This window comes from Acinetobacter sp. DMC2, from assembly GCF_056314305.1.
This window is the reverse complement of record NZ_JBQUYP010000001.1, coordinates 1-20,694: the sequence shown is the minus strand read 5'-3', so window position 1 is coordinate 20,694 and position 20,694 is coordinate 1. Positions and strand designations below refer to the sequence as shown.

Annotated in this window: 20 protein-coding genes; 14 read left to right on the top strand and 6 right to left on the bottom strand. The window is 37.8% G+C overall.

What is annotated here, in order from left to right:
- The first annotated feature begins 124 nt into the window (after positions 1-124).
- On the top strand, positions 125-1,180 hold the full coding sequence (locus ACT53H_RS00100; protein ID WP_005306109.1) for a 3-deoxy-7-phosphoheptulonate synthase: 1,056 nt from the start codon (positions 125-127) through the stop codon (positions 1,178-1,180).
- Positions 1,181-1,227: 47 nt separating this feature from the next.
- Here ACT53H_RS00100 and ACT53H_RS00095 read toward each other — a convergent pair whose 3' ends face one another.
- Positions 1,228-2,145, bottom strand: coding sequence for an alpha/beta fold hydrolase (locus tag ACT53H_RS00095; protein WP_476008326.1), 918 nt, complete (start codon positions 2,143-2,145; stop codon positions 1,228-1,230).
- A 2-nt stretch (positions 2,146-2,147) separates the two neighbouring features.
- A complete protein-coding gene (locus tag ACT53H_RS00090; RefSeq protein WP_476008325.1) occupies positions 2,148-2,708 on the bottom strand; it encodes a PadR family transcriptional regulator in 561 nt (186 codons plus the stop codon).
- Positions 2,709-2,843: 135 nt separating this feature from the next.
- Here ACT53H_RS00090 and ACT53H_RS00085 point away from each other — a divergent pair, with 135 nt between their 5' ends.
- The 4 genes from ACT53H_RS00085 to ACT53H_RS00070 all read left to right on the top strand — a co-directional run bounded on the left by ACT53H_RS00085 (position 2,844) and on the right by ACT53H_RS00070 (position 7,215).
- Positions 2,844-4,868 (top strand): oxidoreductase, encoded by a 2,025-nt coding sequence (locus ACT53H_RS00085; RefSeq protein ID WP_476008324.1) that lies wholly within the window; start codon positions 2,844-2,846, stop codon positions 4,866-4,868.
- Positions 4,869-4,938: 70 nt separating this feature from the next.
- The gene (locus tag ACT53H_RS00080; RefSeq protein ID WP_111854095.1) at positions 4,939-5,346 is read left to right on the top strand and encodes a nuclear transport factor 2 family protein; all 408 of its coding nucleotides are present in this window, start codon (positions 4,939-4,941) and stop codon (positions 5,344-5,346) included.
- 38 nt (positions 5,347-5,384) lie between these two features.
- Positions 5,385-6,101, top strand: a complete 717-nt coding sequence (locus ACT53H_RS00075) for an SGNH/GDSL hydrolase family protein (protein ID WP_174727564.1) — start codon at positions 5,385-5,387, stop codon at positions 6,099-6,101.
- Between the two features lie 19 nt (positions 6,102-6,120).
- Positions 6,121-7,215, top strand: coding sequence for a YheT family hydrolase (locus tag ACT53H_RS00070; protein ID WP_476008323.1), 1,095 nt, complete (start codon positions 6,121-6,123; stop codon positions 7,213-7,215).
- A 63-nt stretch (positions 7,216-7,278) separates the two neighbouring features.
- On the opposite strand, the gene ACT53H_RS00065 is transcribed toward ACT53H_RS00070, so the two are convergent.
- Positions 7,279-8,124, bottom strand: coding sequence for a metal-dependent hydrolase (locus tag ACT53H_RS00065; RefSeq protein ID WP_004791999.1), 846 nt, complete (start codon positions 8,122-8,124; stop codon positions 7,279-7,281).
- Between the two features lie 243 nt (positions 8,125-8,367).
- Positions 8,368-8,841, bottom strand: coding sequence for an internalin (locus ACT53H_RS00060; protein WP_034596188.1), 474 nt, complete (start codon positions 8,839-8,841; stop codon positions 8,368-8,370).
- Positions 8,842-9,064: 223 nt separating this feature from the next.
- On the opposite strand from ACT53H_RS00060, the gene ACT53H_RS00055 reads away from it, so the two are divergent.
- The 3 genes from ACT53H_RS00055 to eno all read left to right on the top strand — a co-directional run bounded on the left by ACT53H_RS00055 (position 9,065) and on the right by eno (position 12,941).
- Positions 9,065-10,702, top strand: coding sequence for a CTP synthase (locus ACT53H_RS00055; RefSeq protein ID WP_004792002.1), 1,638 nt, complete (start codon positions 9,065-9,067; stop codon positions 10,700-10,702).
- Between the two features lie 30 nt (positions 10,703-10,732).
- Entirely contained in the window at positions 10,733-11,590 is an 858-nt protein-coding gene (gene kdsA / locus ACT53H_RS00050) for a 3-deoxy-8-phosphooctulonate synthase (RefSeq protein ID WP_003652054.1), read from the top strand.
- Between the two features lie 61 nt (positions 11,591-11,651).
- Positions 11,652-12,941: a phosphopyruvate hydratase gene (gene eno / locus ACT53H_RS00045; protein ID WP_004792004.1), complete on the top strand. Its 1,290-nt coding sequence runs from the start codon at positions 11,652-11,654 to the stop codon at positions 12,939-12,941.
- Between the two features lie 83 nt (positions 12,942-13,024).
- On the opposite strand, the gene ACT53H_RS00040 is transcribed toward eno, so the two are convergent.
- Entirely contained in the window at positions 13,025-13,702 is a 678-nt protein-coding gene (locus ACT53H_RS00040; protein ID WP_004792006.1) for a DUF421 domain-containing protein, read from the bottom strand.
- Between the two features lie 307 nt (positions 13,703-14,009).
- On the bottom strand, positions 14,010-14,690 hold the full coding sequence (locus tag ACT53H_RS00035) for a hypothetical protein (RefSeq protein WP_476008322.1): 681 nt from the start codon (positions 14,688-14,690) through the stop codon (positions 14,010-14,012).
- 425 nt (positions 14,691-15,115) lie between these two features.
- Between ACT53H_RS00035 and ACT53H_RS00030 the strand changes: the two genes are divergently transcribed.
- The 6 genes from ACT53H_RS00030 to ACT53H_RS00005 form a co-directional block, all read left to right on the top strand.
- Entirely contained in the window at positions 15,116-17,308 is a 2,193-nt protein-coding gene (locus ACT53H_RS00030) for a TonB-dependent siderophore receptor (RefSeq protein ID WP_476008321.1), read from the top strand.
- Between the two features lie 316 nt (positions 17,309-17,624).
- Positions 17,625-18,014: a cell division protein FtsB gene (gene ftsB, locus ACT53H_RS00025; protein WP_004643028.1), complete on the top strand. Its 390-nt coding sequence runs from the start codon at positions 17,625-17,627 to the stop codon at positions 18,012-18,014.
- Positions 17,980-18,696 (top strand): 2-C-methyl-D-erythritol 4-phosphate cytidylyltransferase, encoded by a 717-nt coding sequence (gene ispD / locus ACT53H_RS00020; RefSeq protein ID WP_476008320.1) that lies wholly within the window; start codon positions 17,980-17,982, stop codon positions 18,694-18,696. Before ftsB ends, ispD begins: the two co-directional genes overlap by 35 nt.
- 340 nt (positions 18,697-19,036) lie before the next feature.
- Entirely contained in the window at positions 19,037-19,708 is a 672-nt protein-coding gene (locus tag ACT53H_RS00015) for a 3-oxoacid CoA-transferase subunit A (RefSeq protein WP_108010720.1), read from the top strand.
- Between the two features lie 18 nt (positions 19,709-19,726).
- Positions 19,727-20,380, top strand: a complete 654-nt coding sequence (locus ACT53H_RS00010; protein WP_004792017.1) for a 3-oxoacid CoA-transferase subunit B — start codon at positions 19,727-19,729, stop codon at positions 20,378-20,380.
- A gap of 12 nt (positions 20,381-20,392) precedes the next feature.
- On the top strand, positions 20,393-20,694 hold a 302-nt coding region (locus ACT53H_RS00005; RefSeq protein ID WP_079743518.1), incomplete at its 3' end, for a thiolase family protein.

The following is a 20,694-nucleotide window of genomic DNA, read 5'->3' as shown; positions in this document are numbered from 1 at the left end:
ATGACTTATTCATACTTTAGCAACTTTTATTGGTTTTACTTTTGCTTACCTTTACCAACGAATAGATCCAAAACGCTCAAATAAATGATCGGACTGAATAGATTGCAGTCCCAAGGAAAAACCAATGAATGCCCTAAATACTTTATTGACACAAAGCAATACAAAAGAAACACCAGTTAGTTTACCTGTCCAGTTAAAAGCAAAATATCCGCTTGCACATTCTTTCGTGCGTCAAATTGCCGAACATCGCCAAACTATTCAAAATATTCTTAACGGCAACGATCCTCGGTTAATGGTAATTACAGGGCCTTGTTCAATTCATGATCCGGTTGCAGTACTTGAATACGCTGAAAGATTGCAAAAATTACAAGAAAAAGTAAAAGATCAGATTTTTATCGTAATGCGTGCATACATTGAAAAACCTCGTACAACTGTAGGTTGGAAGGGTTTCATGTATGATCCAAATTTAGATGGTTCATCAAATTTACAACTTGGTTTAGAAAAGTCTCGTGAACTTTACCTTCAAATTATTGAAAAGGGTTTGCCCATTGCGAGTGAAATTTTAAGTCCAATGGCAACAGGTTATTTTGATGATTTATTGGCTTGGGGCGCAATTGGTGCTCGTACCAGCGAGTCTCAGATTCACCGTGAAATATCAAGCCACATGCCATACAGCATTGGTTTCAAGAATGGTACGGATGGTTCAATTCAGATTGCATTAGATGCAATTCAGTCAGCACAAAATGAGCATCAATTTTTAGGAATGAATCAACAAGGCTTACCTTCAGTAATTCAGAGCGCTGGCAATCCATTACCACACTTGATTTTGCGCGGAGCAAATCATGGGCCAAATTACGATTTAGCTTCAATTCAAGCAATACGAGAAAAACACAAACAAAATCTTCCTGCATTAGTTATTGACTGTAGTCATGGTAACAGCAGTAAAGATCCGTTGCGTCAGCCAGAAGTTTTACAGCAAATCGTTGCTGAACGTTTAAAAACCCAAGTAAAGGGAGTCATGATTGAAAGTCATTTGGTTGATGGTAGCCAAAAAATTTCTTGTGATATGACTTATGGGCAGTCCGTAACTGATGGTTGTTTAGGTTGGGAAAAAACTGAGCAACTTTTGTTAAGTGTTTCTGAGCAATTAAAAGTGAAAGAGTTAGCTCATTCTGCTTAATCATTTGTCGATTTAAAAAGGGATCTATTCATAGATCCCTTTATTTTTTAAGAAGCATGTTTTAGTTCTGATAAGAATGTAGTAATTTCATTCCCAAATTTTTTCGGCTCGGTTAATAAAGGTGTATGGCCTGAGCGCTCAAAATATATTGCTTTTGCGTGTTCAACACTATGGGCAATAAGTGTCTGTCCGGTTTCTGGATAAAGCGTCGAGTTGCGACCAATAAAGAAGGTTGTTGGGCATTGTAACTGTTGAATGGCCTCACGATAATCTTCATTGTGATAAAGATAATTTTCGACATACCAAAATAAATAATCTAGACGCTGAATTGGTAATAAGTATTTTTGTAGAAATGGCTGTTTGAGTGCTGTTTTAAAAACTAAAGGGCTAAATGGATTGCTACTTTGTAACTCAATAAAATCTACCCAGAGACGAACCAGTTCTTGTCGATCTGGAAGCGATAATTCATAAAGATATTTGGCATTTTTATGCTTTGATAATAATTGATAGATATCATTTAATAATTGTTTGAACTGGGGATGTAGAGGGCCGAATAGACCATATTCCCATGTTGAATCCACAGATATTTTTGGTGTTTGATCGATATGCAAATAGGCTTTTAATTGCTGCGCCAGATGAGCATGCTTCATACCATGCATGGCCGTTGTAGCACCCATTGAATAACCCATCAAGATAAAGTTATCCAGTTTTAATTGTTCTATTAAATGGGCGACATCCTGCCAGTGACTAGCAATTGCATCTTGTTCAGGGATTGCACAGTTCTTTGACCCCCCAAAACCACGCCAATCTGGAATGATAAACTCATAATCTTTACGGTTTGCATAAATAAAAGGAAGCCATTGCCAGCTTTGCATGCCAAGACCAGATAAAACCAAAACTGGTTCACCACGACCAACACGACGAACAAATAAATTTTCCCGATCGGGCATGGTGTAATATGGCATGACTATTCTCCGGCTAAGCTATCTTGAGCAAAGCGTTTTAATTGAGGGATGACTCGTTCCAACCATTTGATCCATTCACTTTCCATTGTAATTCCAAGTTCTAAGATCATTTTATGGATGTATAACACACGGTCATTTAGATCATTGCTGTCTTTAAAGTCTTTATCATAAATACTTTGATAAAGTTTGAGCTTCTCTTGATGTAGACCAAGATGCCTTAACAGTTCAGGTAATATCTGATTATTGCTCAATTGTGCTTCAGCACGCAATCTAACCATTAAATCATCACGAAGTTGGGCAGGTTCACTTTGTTGAGTCATCCATGAAGCGAGTTCGATACGTCCCAGTTGTTCAACCTGATAGGTTTTTTTTCGACCATTATCCATTTCATTTTCTAAAGTGGAAACCCAACCTTTTTTAAGCATGTTATTGAGTTCACGATAAATTTGCTGGTGAGTGGCATTCCAGAAAAAGCCCATTGAGCGGTCAAAGCGGCGGGCCAGTTCAAACCCTGTACTTGGACGTTCAAGCAAGCTGGTCAATAAAACATGAGGAAGTGACATGGCAATCCAGTTTGTAAGCAAAAGTAAAGTGTGACTGATGAGATTATGCAACATGTTGCATAAAAGTCAAAATTTGATTATAAATTTATGCAACAAGTTGCATTAGCAAGCTTATTGCTAGCCAAAGGAGAAAATATGTCAGCTTATCCGCATTTATTAAAGCCACTTGATTTAGGCTTTACTACTTTAAAAAACCGTGTGCTTATGGGGTCTATGCATATTGGGTTAGAAGAAGCACCGCAGGGATATGAGCGCATGGCTGCGTTTTATGCTGAGCGTGCAAAAGGTGATGTGGGGCTGATTGTAACTGGCGGTGTTTCTCCGAATGATGATGGTGTTGTATTTAGCCATGGTACGAAGTTAGATACGGTTGAAGAAGCTGAAAAGCATAAAGTGATTACTCAAGCTGTTCATGAAGCTGGGGGCAAAATTGCTATGCAGATTTTACATACTGGACGTTATTCTTATCAGGCAAATAACGTTGCTCCTTCAGCAATTCAAGCACCGATTAACCCAATTAAGCCAAAAGCTTTAAGTTCTGCCGAAGTGCAGCAGACCATTGATGACTTTGCAAACTGCGCCAAACTTGCTCAGTATGCGGGTTATGATGGCGTGGAAATCATGGGTTCTGAAGGTTATTTAATTAATGAGTTCATTGCCGCGCGTACGAATCATCGTGATGATGAATGGGGCGGTAGCTATGAAAACCGTATTCGTTTTCCTATTGAAATTGTAAAACGTACACGTGCTTTAGTAGGTGAAAACTTTATCATTATTTATCGTCTATCGATGCTTGATTTAGTTGAAGGTGGTTCAAGTATTGAAGAAGTGATTCAGCTTGCAAAAGAAATTGAAAAAGCAGGTGCAACTATTATTAATACAGGGATTGGCTGGCATGAAGCTCGCATCCCAACAATTGCGACCAAAGTTCCTCGTGCTGCGTTTACGTGGGTTACTGAAAAACTTAAAGGTGAAGTCTCTATTCCTTTAGTTACTTCTAACCGAATTAATACGCCAGAAATGGCTGAACATGTGTTGGCATCAGGTCATGCTGATATGGTGTCTATGGCACGTCCAATGCTCGCTGATGCTGAATTTGTATTGAAGGCAAGCGAAGGCCGTAGTGATGAAATTAATACATGTATTGGTTGTAACCAAGCTTGTTTAGATCATATTTTCTCAATGAAAATCGCAACTTGTTTAGTGAACCCGCGTGCATGTTATGAAACTGAACTAATTTTTAAAGATGCACAAGTTCAAAAGAATATTGCTGTTATTGGTGCAGGACCTGCGGGTTTAAGTTTTGCTGTATATGCGGCCGATCGTGGACATCAAGTTAAAATTTTTGAAGCTAGTCATCAAATTGGTGGCCAATTTAATATTGCAAAGACTGTTCCTGGAAAAGAAGAGTTCTATGAAACCTTACGCTACTTTGCTCGCCAAATTGAGTTACGACCAAACATTGAGTTGATTTTGAACCATAAAGCAACTTATGAAGAGTTGAGCCAAGCAAATTTTGATGAAATTGTGGTCGCAACTGGTGTAACGCCTCGTCAATTACAGTTTGAAGGTATTGATCATCCTAAAGTACTTAGCTACTTACAAGTTTTAAAAGAACGTGTGCCAGTGGGACAGCGTGTAGCCATTATTGGGGCGGGTGGTATTGGTTTTGATACGGCAGAATATCTCACTCATGAAGGTGAAAGTGGCAGTTTAAACCCAGAAAAGTTTTATGAAGAATGGGGAATTGATACTCAATATGAGCATGTAGGTGGTTTAAAACAGCCAAAAGTTGAGACTTCTGAACGAGAAATCTATTTACTGCAACGTAAGACTGCTGTTGTGGGTGCAGGTTTAGGTAAAACTACAGGATGGATTCATCGTGCGGGCCTTAAAAATCGCCAAGTTAAAATGCTTGCAGGGGTTCAATACGACAAAGTAGATGATCAGGGCTTACATATCACTATAGATGGGCAACCGAGTGTGCTTGAAGTCGATCATGTTGTGATTTGTGCGGGTCAAGAATCTTACACTGCAATGTATGACCACTTAAAAACAGATGGAAAAAATGTTCATTTAATTGGTGGTGCTAAAGAAGCAGGAGAGTTAGATGCAAAACGTGCAATACGTCAAGGTGCTGAACTAGCAGCGGTTCTATAAATTTTGTGGGGCATTTCTTTATACGGAAATGCCCCTAACTTTATTGGTTAAATTACAGGATAAAATAACAATGACACTTGAAACTACGAAACAGTCTTTAGAAAAATGGCATCAAATGGTTCAGGCAGGTAACTTGTCTGATCTAAATGATTTACTGGCAGATGACGTGGTTTTTCGTTCACCGGTTGCCTATAAACCTTACGAAGGAAAGCAGGTCGTTTTCTTCATTCTTACCAATGTTATTCAAGTGTTCGAAAACTTTACTTATCATCGTGAGTTTTATACTGAAGATGGCGAGAATGTAGTGCTTGAATTTAGTGCCAATGTTAGTGGCAAGTCATTAAAAGGTATTGATATGATTCGTTTTAATGAACAAGGCAAAATTGTTGATTTTGAAGTAATGATTCGTCCAATGAGTGGCTTAGCTGCGTTGGCTGAACAAATGGGTATAAGAATTGCCAAGTTTCAACCACAATAATTTTAGTAAATAGCCTAAGTACGATAGAGATTAATAGAATGTGGTTAAAACTTTCAACTTTAGCATTGTTACCTGTACTGTTTGTGCAGGGAACAAAGGTTCGTAAGAATACACCACGCTTGCTAGAAGCCAGTGGTGAAAGAGAAGGCATGGTTGGCAAGGGCAGACCATTATCTCTGCTTATTTTAGGAGACTCTGCCGCAGCGGGAGTTGGTGTTGAAACACAGCAAGACGCTTTATCTGGCGCAATTATTTCTGAGTTACAAGATCAATATTTGATAAGTTGGAAGCTTCACGCAAAAACAGGTGATACTACTAAGCAGGTTTTTCAAGCTTTACAGTATTTAGAGCCACAAAATTATGATGTTGTTGTTACGTCTATTGGCGTTAATGATGTGACAAAATTAACGTCAGCAAATTCATGGATAAAACAACAAAAGCAATTATTTGAATATATACAAGCACGTTTTCAGCCTAAACTCATTATTGTCTCAGGCGTTCCGCCCATGCAACATTTTCCAGCTTTACCCAATCCATTGGCTTGGTTGTTTGGAAAATACGCGGAGCAAATGAATCAAGTATTATATAAATGGGTAGAAGCACAAAACCAATTTAGATTCATTCAATATGATATTGAAAGTTTTCAAGCTTTGAATCTGCCTATGGCAAGTGATGGCTTTCATCCAAGCAAAGAAATTTATGCAATTTGGGGACAGCAGGTTGCGGCATTAGTGCGGCAATCATTTAACTCATAATCAGAGGTCGTGATTGGATATGGGCATATCTACTTTAAATAAAATTAAAGCTTTCGGTTCAGAATTATTTGATTCAGTACTCGGTGCTGAACAGCCAAAAGTCTATTATGACCCACAAGGGAAAATTAAAGATGTTTTGGATAAGTTGCCCCAACTTAAGCAGAAATATCGTCCTACACCGTGGTTAAGTAATAATCATGTTCATCTTTTATATTTCGATATTATTAGAAAAAAAACCATCAAGCTTGAATATGACCGTATTGAGCAACTCAGCATGAAAGATGGTGGCGTAACTGCAATTGCATGGTATGGCTATAATCTTCCGAAAGATACTCCTACAGTTGTTATCATGCACACCATTACAGGGACACCTGAAAGTATGCGTGAATTGGTGAGAGATATTCATCAATATACGGGATGGAGAATAGCACTATGCTTACGCCGTGGGCATGCGGGTTTACCTATGCCTGTACCACAGATTTCTCTTTTCGGATCAACCAGTGATCTTAAAGAGCAGCTTACGCATATTCAAAATTTGTTTCCTGAATCGGATTTGTATGCAGTTGGTTCTTCTGCTGGCACAGGATTGTTAGTTCGTTATTTGGGTGAGCAAGGCAATGACACACCATTTAAAGCAGCTTTTGCAATGTGTCCAGGCTACAACACTGAGATTGGCTTTAAAAATGTTCACCCGTTTTATAGCAAAATGATGACAAAAAAGTTATTTAAATATTTTATTCATCCTTATCAAAGTACTTGGAACCAGGTTGCTTCTTTAGAAAAAGTTCTTGCAACGACTAGTCTTGAAGAGTTTGAAAAAGAATACTTTGAAATGGCAGGCTTTCAGGACTATCAAAGTTATTGTCAGGCAATTAATCCCATTTATGTATTTGAAAATGTCAAAATTCCATTAATGATTCTTAATGCTGAAGACGATCCAGTATGCTCTATTAAAAATTTAGAACCATATAAAGAAACTATTCAGCAAATGAGTAATATTGCAGTGGTAACCACTAAAAAGGGAAGTCATTGTGGTTTTTACGAAGGTTGGAAAAGTACTTCATGGGCAGCCAAATTAATATCGAATTATTTTATGGTTGATCATAAACAATGATTGCGTTGCCGTAATTGTTTAAATAAAGCCCATTCAATAGATGGGCTTTATTGTTTCATCGGATCAGGATAAAAGTAATTTTGAATTTTTTAGTCCAATTTTGATTTTAGTACTGGCAACCAGATCTTTTTCGTCAGTTTGGTTAGGATGAAAGTCAAAGCGATAATAGTCAAAAAATTTCGGAGTTAAAACTTTATATTGTGTTGTCATAAAACCAAGAAACTTACGCCAAGATTTAAAATTAAGTAGTTGGCGATCTCGTTTCATAAGAATGAATTGATAGATTGTTGAGAAGCCAGTAATTAAAAATAAACTTAAAGTAAATACGGTGATACGTGGGAGATATGCGCTTAGCCCACTTCCATACAAGTGTTCATAAAGATCAAAGGCTACAGCTTTATGCTCAGTTTCTTCAATACTATGCCATAACCATAAGTTACGAATAGTTGAGTCTGTCATCAGTTCATTAACAGACTGCATCATGCTAACTACAAGTACTGCGGTGTAGTGTTCAAGGCCTACCGTTACAAGTAGGTTCCATTTTTTACTAAAAACTTTTTCAATACTTTTTAAAACAATACCCGTTACTTTTTCTAAAGATTCTGGATCTAAACCATGTTGTTGTGCACTCACATGAAAAGCATGATGTTCTTTAGAATGCATTGCTTCTTGACCAATAAAAGCACTAATTTCACGATCTAGAAGTTCATTCGACTTTGCTTTTGCGCGTAATGCTCGAACTGAACGAACAAAATATGATTCACCCTCGGGGAACAATGTAGATAAACCCGTAAAATAATGTGTAAAAGTGGGTTCGTTATTACACCAATAGCGAGGTACATTTTCAAAATTATAGTCCATACGACGGACTGGAAATGAGGCAGGCACGCGATTTGATACGGTATTCATTTTAAGCTCCAATCTTCTTTTAATTAAAGTTCCAAAAAGGAACTTGATTAAAAATTACATCTCGGAATAGGGAGCGTCAATGTTTTTTGAAGTAAAAGAAGTAGGTTGTCCTGAATTGATATCTAGGGAAACTCTAAAGACAAATTGGAATAAAAAAGTGAAACTAATGAGTGAATTGATAATTTTAATAATATTTAAAAAGCCCAAATCAAGTGTTTAATTTGGGCATATTCATACGAGAACTTAGTTTTTAAGCGCTGGCGTAGCAGCAGCAATTGCAGCGGCAACAGCATCATCTTCAGTTTGAGATGGTTCTGCTGGCTTAGCAGGTTTTGACTGAGCTTTCTCAGGCTTAGGCTCCGCTTTTGGCTCAGGTTTAGGTTCTGGCTTAGGCTTCGGCTCTGCTTTTGGTTGTTCAGAAACAGTTGTTTGTGAATTTTGCTCAGAATTGGCAGGACGAGTTTCACGGCGAATTTCAGTTGTAGTATTCGCTGTTTCTTCGTGATGAACTTCGACTTGCGTTGGTTCCTGAGTTTGAGCTTCTTCAGTTTTAACACTTTCTAAAGACTCAAATTTTGCAGGTTCAGCAGGTTTAGGTTCTGAAACAGCAGTTTCAACCTTTTCTTGCTCTTCTTCTGGTGTTTCTTTTTTGACGCATGCGGTTAACAATAGTCCAGCCGCAATAGCAGCACAGATTAAAAGTTTTTTATTTGCCATTGTCCTAAACAACATTTAATTGAGGAGCTCGCATTATAACAGCAAAAGAGAATGAAAAAATCATGTGAGATTGACCTAATTTTTTATTAAAAATGCTGATAGAATAGCCAGTTGTTTAATGATCTTTGAATTGGTGCGGTTTGACTTTGCTTTATAGGGGCAGAGTACAGTAAAATTGCCCAACATTGTAGGCCGATTTCGGCTTGATTGTACGAGAAACTTAATGACCCATTTTATTTTTGTTACTGGTGGTGTGGTTTCATCGCTAGGTAAAGGTATTTCTGCTGCTTCAGTTGCTGCACTTTTGGAAGCCCGTGGCTTAAAAGTCACAATGGTTAAAATGGATCCTTACATTAATGTCGATCCGGGGACAATGAGTCCTTTCCAACATGGTGAAGTTTTTGTCACAGAGGATGGTGCCGAAACTGATCTAGACTTGGGTTATTACGAACGTTTCCTACGTCGTGCGAAAATGACCAAACTGAATAACTTTACGAGTGGCCGTGTTTATCAAGATGTTCTAAACAAAGAACGTCGTGGTGACTACTTAGGCGGTACGGTTCAAGTTATTCCACATATTACTGACAATATTAAAGAACGTGTACTTCGCGCTGGTGAAGGTTACGACGTTGCAATCGTTGAGATTGGTGGTACGGTTGGTGATATCGAATCACTTCCATTTATGGAGTCAGTTCGTCAGTTAATGGTTGAGCTTGGTCATAAACGTACCATGCTTATGCATTTAACTTTGTTGCCATATATTAAATCGGCAGCAGAGCTTAAGACGAAACCAACTCAGCATTCTGTAAAAGAATTACTTTCAATTGGTATTCAGCCAGATATCTTAATCTGCCGTACTGAATATGATGTAGATGTTGATACTAAACGCAAAATTGCATTGTTCACTAACGTGGAAGCGCGTGCCGTTGTGGTATGTAAAGATGCGAAAACGATTTATCAAATTCCACGTACTTTCTATGAACAAAACGTTGATGACTTGATCTGTGAACGTTTTGGATTTAATGATCTTCCAGAAGCAAACCTAGAAGATTGGGACAATGTAGTCGAAGCATTACTCAATCCTGAATACACTTTGCGTGTAGCTATGGTTGGTAAATATGTTGAATTACCAGACGCTTATAAATCTGTTAATGAAGCATTGTTGCATGCAGGCATCAAAAACCGTGTGAAAGTACAGATTGACTATGTCAATGCTGAAGAGCTTGAAAGCCAAGATGTTTCTATTTTGCAAACTGCTGACGCAATCTTAGTCCCAGGTGGCTTTGGTGAGCGTGGTACTGAAGGCAAAATGAAAGCTATTCAATATGCACGTGAAAACAAAGTTCCATTCTTGGGTATTTGTTTAGGCATGCAATTGGCTGTAATCGAATATGCACGTCATGTTGCTGCAATGCCAGAAGCATCTTCTACAGAGTTTAACCGTTCTACCAAGTATCCATTAATTGGTTTAATTACTGAATGGTTAGATGAGCGTGGCGAGTTACAACAACGTAGCGTTGAGTCTGATTTAGGCGGAACTATGCGTTTGGGTGCACAAAAATCTGAATTAGTTGAAGGCACTAAAACACGTGAAGTCTATGGTAAAGCAGAAATTACTGAGCGTCATCGTCACCGTTATGAAATGAATAACCGTTTCATTGAGGCGATTGAACAAGCTGGTATGAAGATTTCTGGTTACTCTTCGGCTCAACATTTGGTTGAAACTGTAGAAATTCCTGAACATCCTTGGTTTATTGCTGTACAATTCCACCCGGAATTTACAAGTTCACCACGTGATGGACATCCATTATTTGCTAGTTTTATTGACGCTGCGAAAACACAGCATCAAAAAAGTAAGTAATGCGATTTTAAATAAACTGGGAAAGTTTAAATGTCACAATTAAAACCACAAGAAGTTGTACGTTTAGGCGATATACAAATGGCAAATCATTTGCCATTTGTATTATTTGGCGGAATGAACGTACTTGAATCAAAAGATTTAGCTTTCGAAATTGCAGAAACTTATGTTGATATCTGCAAACGCTTAGATATTCCTTATGTATTTAAAGCGAGTTTCGATAAAGCAAATCGTTCTAGTCTGCATTCGTTCCGTGGTCCTGGACTTGAAAAAGGTATTGAATGGTTAGGCGATATTAAAAAACATTTTAATGTTCCTATCATTACCGATGTTCATGAGCCACACCAAGCTGAAGCAGTTGCAGAAGTAGCGGATATTATTCAGTTACCGGCTTTCTTAAGTCGCCAAACTGATCTTGTTGAAGCGATGGCAAAAACACAGGCTATTATTAACATCAAGAAAGCTCAGTTTTTGGCACCTCATGAAATGCGTCATATCCTGAACAAATGTCTAGAAGCAGGAAACGATAAACTAATTCTTTGTGAGCGCGGTTCAGCATTTGGCTATAACAACCTTGTTGTAGACATGCTTGGCTTTGACATCATGAAAGAAATGAATGTTCCTGTTTTCTTTGATGTAACACATGCGTTGCAAACTCCTGGTGGTCGTGCTGACTCGGCAGGTGGACGTCGTGCTCAAATTACAACTTTAGCACGCGCTGGAATGGCAACAGGCTTGGCTGGATTGTTCTTGGAAGGTCATCCAGACCCAGAACATGCAAAATGCGATGGACCTTGTGCATTACGCATGTCGCAGCTTGAGCCATTCTTGGCACAAATAAAAGAATTGGATACTTTGGTTAAAGGATTCAAAAAGTTAGACACCCATTGAGTTTTTACTCATTTACGCTGCTTTAATCGCAGCTCATATTCATTCAACAGAGGAATTGTTCATGAGCCAAATCGTTGACATCCGTGCACGTGAAATTTTGGACTCTCGTGGTAACCCAACCATCGAAGCAGACGTAATTTTAGAATCTGGGGTTGTTGGTCGTGCATGTGCACCATCTGGTGCTTCAACTGGTTCTCGTGAAGCTTTAGAACTACGTGACGGTGATAAATCACGTTACTTAGGTAAAGGCGTTAAAACTGCGGTTAACAACGTAAACACGATTATCCGTGACGCTTTAGTGGGCAAATCAGTATTTGAACAAAAAGACATCGATAATACGATGATCGAACTTGATGGTACTGAAAACAAAGAAAAATTGGGTGCAAATGCAACTTTGGCTGTGTCATTGGCTGTTGCACGCGCTGCTGCTGATGAAAAGAAAATTCCTCTTTTCCAATACATCGCTGACTTACGTGGTCAAACGATTTTAACTATGCCTGTACCAATGATGAACATCATCAATGGTGGTTCACATGCTGACAACAACGTTGATATTCAAGAGTTTATGATTGAGCCAGTTGGCTTCACTTCATTTGCTGAAGCATTACGTGCTGGTGCTGAAATCTTCCATTCACTAAAATCAGTTTTAAACAAAAAAGGTTTAAACACTGCTGTAGGTGATGAAGGTGGTTTTGCACCAAACTTGCGTTCAAACGAAGAAGCAATCACTGTTATTCTTGAAGCTATCGGTCAAACTGGTTACAAAGCTGGTTCTGATATTATGTTGGCGCTTGACTGTGCATCTTCAGAATTCTATAAAAATGGTCAATATGTTCTTGCGGGTGAAGGCAATAAAGCATTCACAAGCAACCAGTTCTCTGACTATTTAGCAGGCCTTGTAAACCAATATCCAATTATCTCAATTGAAGATGGTTTAGATGAATCTGATTGGGAAGGTTGGTCTTACTTGACATCTATCCTTGGTGATAAAATCCAATTGGTAGGTGATGACTTGTTCGTTACAAACCCTAAGATTTTACAACGTGGTATTAATGAGAAAGTAGGTAACTCTATTTTAATCAAATACAACCAAATTGGTACGTTGACTGAAACTCTTGATGCAATTTACCTTGCTAAAGAAAATGGTTACACGACTGTAATTTCTCACCGTTCTGGCGAAACTGAAGATTCAACTATTGCTGACTTGGCAGTAGGTACAGCAGCTGGTCAAATTAAGACTGGTTCACTTTGCCGTTCTGACCGTGTTTCTAAGTACAACCAATTACTTCGTATTGAAGAATTGACTAAAGCTGCTTACCGTGGTAAAGCTGAGTTTAAAGGTTTAAACTAATCTTTAAATAAAAAGTTAAAATTTGTTTTTTAACATTTTAAGGTGCTATTTCTCTCTATTAATGGGAAATAGCGCCTTTTTTATTATCCTAGACGACGGGTCTTTAACGACTTAGCCCAACTATGGTGTTTGCAACGAGAACATTCTTGATCGAGAGTATTTAGAATTTTCGTTTCACCACATTTCATGCATGAATAAAAAGTATTGATTTTAAGTACGTCAGCTTTGCAATAAGCATCTGGGAATAGGGGGAGTCCCCATTTTACCTCTTCATCTTCATAGTAAAGTAAACTCAGGATACCGTCAGACTCCAATAAAGCTGTTCTCACTTGCCCAAGATGTTCAACATTTTGTTGGCGCATCTCTGAGAAAAACTCATCATGTGAATATGATTGTTTCTGGAAATCTTTGTAAACTAAAAGTCCATCTTTGACTACACAGAGAGCTCTTCCTTCCAACAGGTCTTCAATTTTTTTATTCTTCACCATGGCCCAGGTTACAAGTCGGTAAAGAAAAAGAATAGCCGTAAAAGCCACTAAAGCATGGGCAATAGGTAAGTCCTTAGTGAACATCGGGTCACCAGCGGCTGAACCTAAACATAAAATAATGGCAAGTTCAAAAAGTGAAAGCTGCCGAATTCCTCTTTTACCCGATAACCTTAAAAAACTGATAATAATAATAAACATCACAAAACAGCGAACTAAAATTTCTAAAACAAACTTCCAAGTCGTATCGCCGATGAAAATATTAAAAAAATCCATTTTTTTCTCCTTATTAAAATAGTTAGAAGAAATCCTTGTAAAATTTTTACCAAAGTAAAAAATAAAAAAATATACATTTTAAGTAGTTATTAGTTAATAATTAGAAATATATGTGATTTTGTATGAATCTCACGTTTAAAAAAGATTTATGAAGGAGGCTGTAAAGTTGTGCGAGATAATATTTGCAATAGAGTGGGGGAAGCATTAGAAACTATATTCCAAGGCGTGCTTTCTTATTGTTAAATAAATTAAGCGGAATAACAGTGCAGGCTATAAATATGGTAAATCATAAGAATAAGAAGATCGATTAATGACAATCAGAGGTATAAGGGATCGCGTCTAAACGTGTTTGAAAAATAGAAGAGTTCATAACGTTTTCATACATTTGCTGATATGTTTTTTTGTGATCTTCTATGTTGTGATAATCTATAATTTCTTGGAGTTTATCTTTATATTCTATATGTCCAGCATGGAACATTGCTGCGTAGTGGCCCCATAAAGCATATTGATATCTCAAAGCAGCTTTGGGGATTAAATTTATCTCATTTAAGTAACTATTAGCGGTTTTTTCATAACATGCTTTTATTTCATGAGCATCTTTTTGCATTTTTCTTAAGAAAATACATTGCATCTCTTGTAGTTGTGAACTATCTGTTTTATTTAAAATTTTTTCGGTAACTATATATGCCTCTTTAAGGCAACCTAAGTGAATAAGTACCTTGCGTTTGGTTTTTAAAATATCTAAATTATTATCATTAGAAGGAATTTTTTTTAATAAGTTTTTAAATTTTATATGGGAAGTATCTGGTGGCCGCCCAGCTTTTAGACTGGAAACAATATCATTATATTCAAATATATAAGGGTTAGAAGGTGTATATTGTTTATGATTGCTCTCCATATTAATTATTTTTGAAGGGCTATCATCCGTAGGGTGATCACAAGCACTTAAACCTAAGCTTACTAAAGAAAACGCTAAAATTTTGTGCACTACAGTTTATACCTTTATTCTCTTTCATGAGATTTATGAAGAATAATAAAATATAAAAGAAAATACTGTGTAGTTTTTTATTTCTCAGGTTCATGAGCAGTTCAAAAGTCAATTTGAATTTAAAAATTGGTTTATATATTTTTGAATCAATAATATAAAGCCTATGTTTTCAGCACCATGATTGAACAAGATCAGTATTCAATCTGTTTGAAATTCAAATTTTGATGCGTGGATAGCAATTCTATAATGCAGTGATGGATTAGAAATTTAAATTAAACAAATAAGAATAATTATTAACTTAAAGTTGATAACAATTATCATTCGTGTTAATTTTTGTGCCGAACTTTTACTACTGTGTAACAAGGAACAAGGTAGTGGAAGGCTAAAAATATGGTTCAGCACATTGGTTATTATGGAATTTTCTTATGTACAATCCGCTCTTTAGAAAAGCATTTAGAGTTCACCCTTTAGCAATTTCTATGGCTTTAACGGTACCTTCATTTGTTTATGCAGAACAAACCGAAACAACCACTTTAGCAACGATAAAAGTACAAGCAGAACAAGAAAATCCGGCCGTTACTGAAGGTTCAGGGAGCTATACAGCAAAAAGCACAAATACTTCAACAAAATTAAATTTATCACTTCGTGAAACACCTCAATCGGTCAAAGTTTTAACTCGTGAATATTTAGATGATCGAAAAATCGATTCTTTTCAAGATTTAATGAACAATATTACGGGTGTTTCAACTTCACGTACCGATGAGCGCCAAAAAGCTTATGCACGTGGTTTTGAGGTAGATTATTATTTGCTGGATGGAATGCCGAGTACAACCAACTTAAGTATAGGTGATCTTGATCTAGATATTTATGATCGTGTCGAAGTCGTTAAGGGGGCTAGTGGCTTAACTACAGGTGCGGGAAACCCCGCAATGGCTCTCAATATGATTCGTAAGCATGCTAATGCTAAAGAACTTACTGGCAATGTCAGTACATCATTAGGCTCATGGAACTCTTGGAGTAGCTCAGCAGATGTTTCCACGCCACTTAATGCAGATGGATCATTGCGTGGACGCATGTTTGTAAAACATTCTGATGAAAAATCATTTATGGATTTCTATGAGAAAGAACGCAATGTATTTTATGGTGCGGTTGATTATGATTTGAGTGATAAAACAAGCATGTCGCTTGGTGCAACTTATCAAGAGTTACATCGTGATGGTATCCGTTGGGGTGGTACACCTGCTTTTTATACTGATGGGACTCGTACCAATTTCTCTAGAAGTTTAACAGTAAGTGCACCTTGGACTTATTGGGATGTAAATACAACAGCAGTATTTGCAAACTTAAAGCAGAATTTATTTAATGACGTTAATTTAAATGTTGCTTATACCTTCCGTAAAGAAGATACAGCTTCTATGTTGTTATATACAGCTGGAAAAGTAGACAAGGCAACCAATACAAGTCCATTAGAAAATCCAAATGATAATCAGCTGAATAAAACTGATTATGTTTCTGTATATGGCGCAAAAGCTGCAAATGAAGAAAACAATATTGATGTTTTTATCAATGCTCCATTTACGCTTTTTAATCGTCCGCAAGAAATCATTATTGGTGGATCCTGGAATAAAAATGAGAAAACAAAGGATATTTTTGGCGGATCTAACACCAATCAAGACATTGAAAAGTATTTAGGTGGACCACTTAATTATAATGATATGGCTCAAGAGTTGCTTCAACCAGTAGTATTAAATGGTAAAAATGCGCTGAATGAAACCACACAAACTGCCGCATATATTGCTGGTAAATTTCAGATTCTGGATCCTTTGAAAATTATTGCTGGGGCACGTTTATCTAACTGGGAATATAAGTCTGAAAATGATAAAGGTAACCGTGAATTTAACAATGAATTAGCACCATATGTTGGCGCTATTTATGATTTTGCCCAAGATCATTCTGTGTATGCGAGTTATACAGAAATTTTCAAACCTCAAGAACGTAAAGATATAAATGATCAATATATTGATCCGATTACAGGTAAGAGTTATGAGGCTGGCTTAAAGAGCGAATGGTTTAGAGGACGGTTAAATACAGCATTGTCAGTATTCCGAATAGAACAATCTAATTTTGCTGAGTTGATACCGGGAGTATTTATTGTCCGCAATGGTACACAAACTACAGAGCAGGCCTATCGCGCTGTAAATGGGGTTAAAAGTAAAGGTTTTGAGTTTGAAGCTGATGGCGAGATTAATGACAATTGGGGTATTAACTTTGGTATTGCTAATTTTGAAGCAAAAGATGCACAAGGCACAAAGGTTAATACGACAAACTCTCGAACAACCTCGAATCTATTTGTTAAATACAAACTTGATCAATGGAGTGCAGGGCTTGGTTTAAATTATAAGAGTAAATACTATACGGGTAGCGGAAGCTCTCGTATCGAGCAAGATGCGTATGTTTTAGCAAGTGCGATGCTTGGTTATCAAGTAGATAAAAATATCAAACTTCAATTGAATATCGATAATATTTTTGATGAAAAATATTATGAAGGTATTGGTGCTAACTCAATGAATTGGGGCACGCCACGAAATGCAACGGTGAGTGTTCGTTATAACTTCTAATTACTGGCTCATTTAAATCTCTATTGAAAAGTCCTCTTGTGAGGACTTTTTTCTATTTATTCAACATAATTTTTTTGATACGCAGAATAGCTTTTATATACATAGAGTGATTTATAAGCAGTTGTACTTATAAATATGATTTCCCTTTCAAATTCCATTCATTTTTGACAAAATGAAACATGTCACAATGGTCAATTTAAAGTAACATGCGCATTAATAGTTTTGCACTGATTTTGCAGGAATTTTGCATGCTCTTTTTAAATTGTTATACAATACAAAAGCTTAATCAAAGTTTTTAATTAAAAATCTTAATGATATGTTAGAAGTATTTCGATCCACTTCAAGCAAACTGATATTGCTACTTGTTATTGTTTTAGTAGCTATCCTGCAATATCAATTTTGGTTAGGTGAGGGTGGCTATATCCCTCATCAAGCTCTCATGCAACAAATTCAGCAACAAGCTGAAGTTAATGAAGAGCTTAAAGAACGAAACCGTATTTTGGCAGCAGAGGTTTTTGACCTGAAAAATGGTACAGAAGCAATAGAAGAACATGCCCGCCTTGATCTTGGTTTGGTTAAACCTCACGAGACATTTGTTCAAATGAGTACGATCAGTACCCATTACAAACCTATTTATATTGACCCGAACGCTAAAGTTGATTTGGAAACGAATGAGACACCTGCATCCCCAGATATCCCAGACTAAATTGTGGGCAGTGATTCCAGCTGCAGGATCAGGAAGTCGTTTTTCTAAAACTGAATTGAAGCAGTATCAATATATTCAGAATAGAACTGTTTTAGAACATACGATTGGCCGTATAAGCCAACTTCCATTAAATGGTTATGTTTTGGCAATTGGTATACAAGATACCTTTGCCCAGACTCTAGCATTTCAAAATATAGATAAGGCACATTTTTGCATTGGTGGAGCTGAGCGAGTCCATTCGGTTTTAAATGCATTAAATCATCTTTTAAATTTTGCCGATGAAAATGATTGGGTTCTTGTGCATGATGCGGCTCGCCCTTGTGTAACTATTGATTGTTTAAATACCCTTGTTCAAACAGCAGTTGAGTCAAATCATAGTGCTATTTTAGCGATTCCCGTTCGTGACACGTTAAAGCAGGTTGAAGTAAATAATCATATTAATAAAACGGTAAGTCGTGATTTCTTATGGCAAGCACAAACCCCTCAAATTGCGAAAATCGGTAAACTCAAAAAAGCAATTGAATATGCTTTAGAAAATGACGTCACTATTACCGATGAGGCAAGCGCACTCGAGTATATGGGTGAAACTGTACAGGTCGTAATGGGGCGTTCGGATAATATAAAAATTACCTATCCCGATGATTTAGAACTTGCACGTTTGATTCTGCAATCTCAGTCTTAATTCTATTATTTTTAACTTGCTTGGATGATTTGCTCATCTAAGCAAGTTTTCTACATATCTATTTATAACCACTCATATTCTTTTACATTGATAAGTTTTAGGATTTATCAAGATCGTACAACTATACTAGATAATGTTCGATCATCGAACAAAAAATATTTATACCGAACAAAACCATGGTTTGATAACTAGATCAAATTACAAAAATTATCAAGAATGTTTAAAAGGAAATCTAAGGGAAACACTCGGGATTGAGTGAAATATCTATCTGTTCATTCTGCCTCTGTGTGCCTAAATCTCTTATCTATTCCTTCCTGAATGAGCACAATGGAGTTGTCTAATGATTGACAAAAGTAAGTCCTCTCTTAGCGAGGTACTATCGCAGATTAAAGATGGCGCGACCATTCTGATTGGTGGTTTTGGTACCGCAGGACAACCCGCTGAACTCATTGACGGACTGATTGAACTAGGTATTAAGGATCTGACCATTGTCAGCAACAATGCCGGTAATGGTGATTATGGCTTGGCTAAACTACTTAAAGCCGGCTCAGTTAAAAAAGTGATTTGTTCTTTCCCTCGTCAGGCAGACTCTTACGTATTTGATGAACTTTACCGTGCCGGAAAAGTCGAGCTTGAAGTGGTGCCACAAGGCAATCTGGCTTGTCGTATTCAGGCAGCCGGTATGGGATTAGGTGCTGTGTTTACTCCAACTGGCTTTGGCACACTTTTAGCTGAAGGCAAAGAAACCCGTGAGATTGATGGGAAAGATTACGTACTTGAATATCCGATCAAGGCTGACTTTGCCTTGATTAAGGCCTACAAAGGCGACCGCTGGGGCAATCTGGTTTACCGTAAATCTGCACGTAACTTTGGCCCAATTATGGCGATGGCTGCAGATGTCACCATTGCTCAGGTTTCTGAAGTGGTTGAACTCGGTGGATTAGACCCAGAACACATCATCACCCCAGGTATTTTTGTACAGCATGTTGTACAAGTAGCGCCCGCACAATAAGCAATAAGGAGAAATAACATGAGCTACCAGAAACTCAGCCGTGACCAGATTGCAAAACGTGTGGCACAAGATATTCCAGATGGTGCCTATGTGAACTTGGGTATTGGTTTACCAACCAAGATTGCAAGCTACTTACCTAACGACAAAGATATTTTTCTTCATTCTGAAAATGGTTTGTTGGCTTTTGGTCCACCGCCAGCGGCAGGTGAAGAAGACCCTGAACTCATTAATGCGGGTAAAGAGTTTGTGACCATGCTTGAAGGCGGCAGCTTTTTCCACCATGGCGACTCATTTGCCATGATGCGTGGTGGTCACCTTGATATTGCCGTGCTTGGCGCCTTTCAGGTGGCAGCAAATGGTGACTTGGCCAACTGGCACACAGGTGCACCGGATGCAATTCCTGCGGTAGGTGGTGCGATGGATTTAGCTGTAGGTGCTAAAAAAGTATTTATCACTACTGACCATGTGACCAAGCAAGGTGAGCCAAAGATTGTGGCTGAGCTGAGCTATCCAGTTACGGGTAAACACTGCGTTGACCGTATTTACACCGACCTGTGTGTGATTGATGTGACCAAAGATGGTTTAAAGGTGATTGAGAAAGTGGAAGGTCTTAGCTTTGATGAGTTACAGGCTTTAACTGGTGCAACTTTGATTGATGCGACTCAAGGGTAAGGAAGTAGGGAAATGACATTAAAAAACGCTTATATCATCGATGCCATCCGTACTCCATTCGGCCGTTATGCCGGTGGCCTTGCTCCTGTCCGTGCCGATGACCTTGGTGCTGTGCCAATTAAAGCGCTCATGCAGCGTAACCCGAATGTAGATTGGGAACAGGTCGATGATGTGATCTATGGCTGTGCCAATCAAGCCGGTGAAGATAACCGTAACGTCGGTCGTATGTCAGCATTACTTGCAGGTTTACCGTATCAGGTTCCAGCCACCACCATTAACCGTCTCTGTGGTTCTTCACTTGATGCAATTGCTAT

What these genes read in the sequence shown, in the direction of transcription:
- kdsA (WP_003652054.1), top strand. Translation starts at nt 10,733, where the DNA reads ATGTCACAATTAAAACCACAAGAAGTTGTACGTTTAGGCGATATACAA.
- ACT53H_RS00090 (WP_476008325.1), bottom strand. Translation starts at nt 2,708, where the DNA reads ATGTCACTTCCTCATGTTTTATTGACCAGCTTGCTTGAACGTCCAAGT.
- ACT53H_RS00095 (WP_476008326.1), bottom strand. Translation starts at nt 2,145, where the DNA reads ATGCCATATTACACCATGCCCGATCGGGAAAATTTATTTGTTCGTCGT.
- ACT53H_RS00075 (WP_174727564.1), top strand. Translation starts at nt 5,385, where the DNA reads ATGTGGTTAAAACTTTCAACTTTAGCATTGTTACCTGTACTGTTTGTG.
- ACT53H_RS00100 (WP_005306109.1), top strand. Translation starts at nt 125, where the DNA reads ATGAATGCCCTAAATACTTTATTGACACAAAGCAATACAAAAGAAACA.
- ACT53H_RS00085 (WP_476008324.1), top strand. Translation starts at nt 2,844, where the DNA reads ATGTCAGCTTATCCGCATTTATTAAAGCCACTTGATTTAGGCTTTACT.
- ACT53H_RS00030 (WP_476008321.1), top strand. Translation starts at nt 15,116, where the DNA reads ATGTACAATCCGCTCTTTAGAAAAGCATTTAGAGTTCACCCTTTAGCA.
- ftsB (WP_004643028.1), top strand. Translation starts at nt 17,625, where the DNA reads ATGTTAGAAGTATTTCGATCCACTTCAAGCAAACTGATATTGCTACTT.
- ispD (WP_476008320.1), top strand. Translation starts at nt 17,980, where the DNA reads ATGAGACACCTGCATCCCCAGATATCCCAGACTAAATTGTGGGCAGTG.
- ACT53H_RS00070 (WP_476008323.1), top strand. Translation starts at nt 6,121, where the DNA reads ATGGGCATATCTACTTTAAATAAAATTAAAGCTTTCGGTTCAGAATTA.
- ACT53H_RS00055 (WP_004792002.1), top strand. Translation starts at nt 9,065, where the DNA reads ATGACCCATTTTATTTTTGTTACTGGTGGTGTGGTTTCATCGCTAGGT.
- ACT53H_RS00080 (WP_111854095.1), top strand. Translation starts at nt 4,939, where the DNA reads ATGACACTTGAAACTACGAAACAGTCTTTAGAAAAATGGCATCAAATG.
- ACT53H_RS00015 (WP_108010720.1), top strand. Translation starts at nt 19,037, where the DNA reads ATGATTGACAAAAGTAAGTCCTCTCTTAGCGAGGTACTATCGCAGATT.
- ACT53H_RS00065 (WP_004791999.1), bottom strand. Translation starts at nt 8,124, where the DNA reads ATGAATACCGTATCAAATCGCGTGCCTGCCTCATTTCCAGTCCGTCGT.
- eno (WP_004792004.1), top strand. Translation starts at nt 11,652, where the DNA reads ATGAGCCAAATCGTTGACATCCGTGCACGTGAAATTTTGGACTCTCGT.
- ACT53H_RS00010 (WP_004792017.1), top strand. Translation starts at nt 19,727, where the DNA reads ATGAGCTACCAGAAACTCAGCCGTGACCAGATTGCAAAACGTGTGGCA.
- ACT53H_RS00060 (WP_034596188.1), bottom strand. Translation starts at nt 8,841, where the DNA reads ATGGCAAATAAAAAACTTTTAATCTGTGCTGCTATTGCGGCTGGACTA.
- ACT53H_RS00040 (WP_004792006.1), bottom strand. Translation starts at nt 13,702, where the DNA reads ATGGATTTTTTTAATATTTTCATCGGCGATACGACTTGGAAGTTTGTT.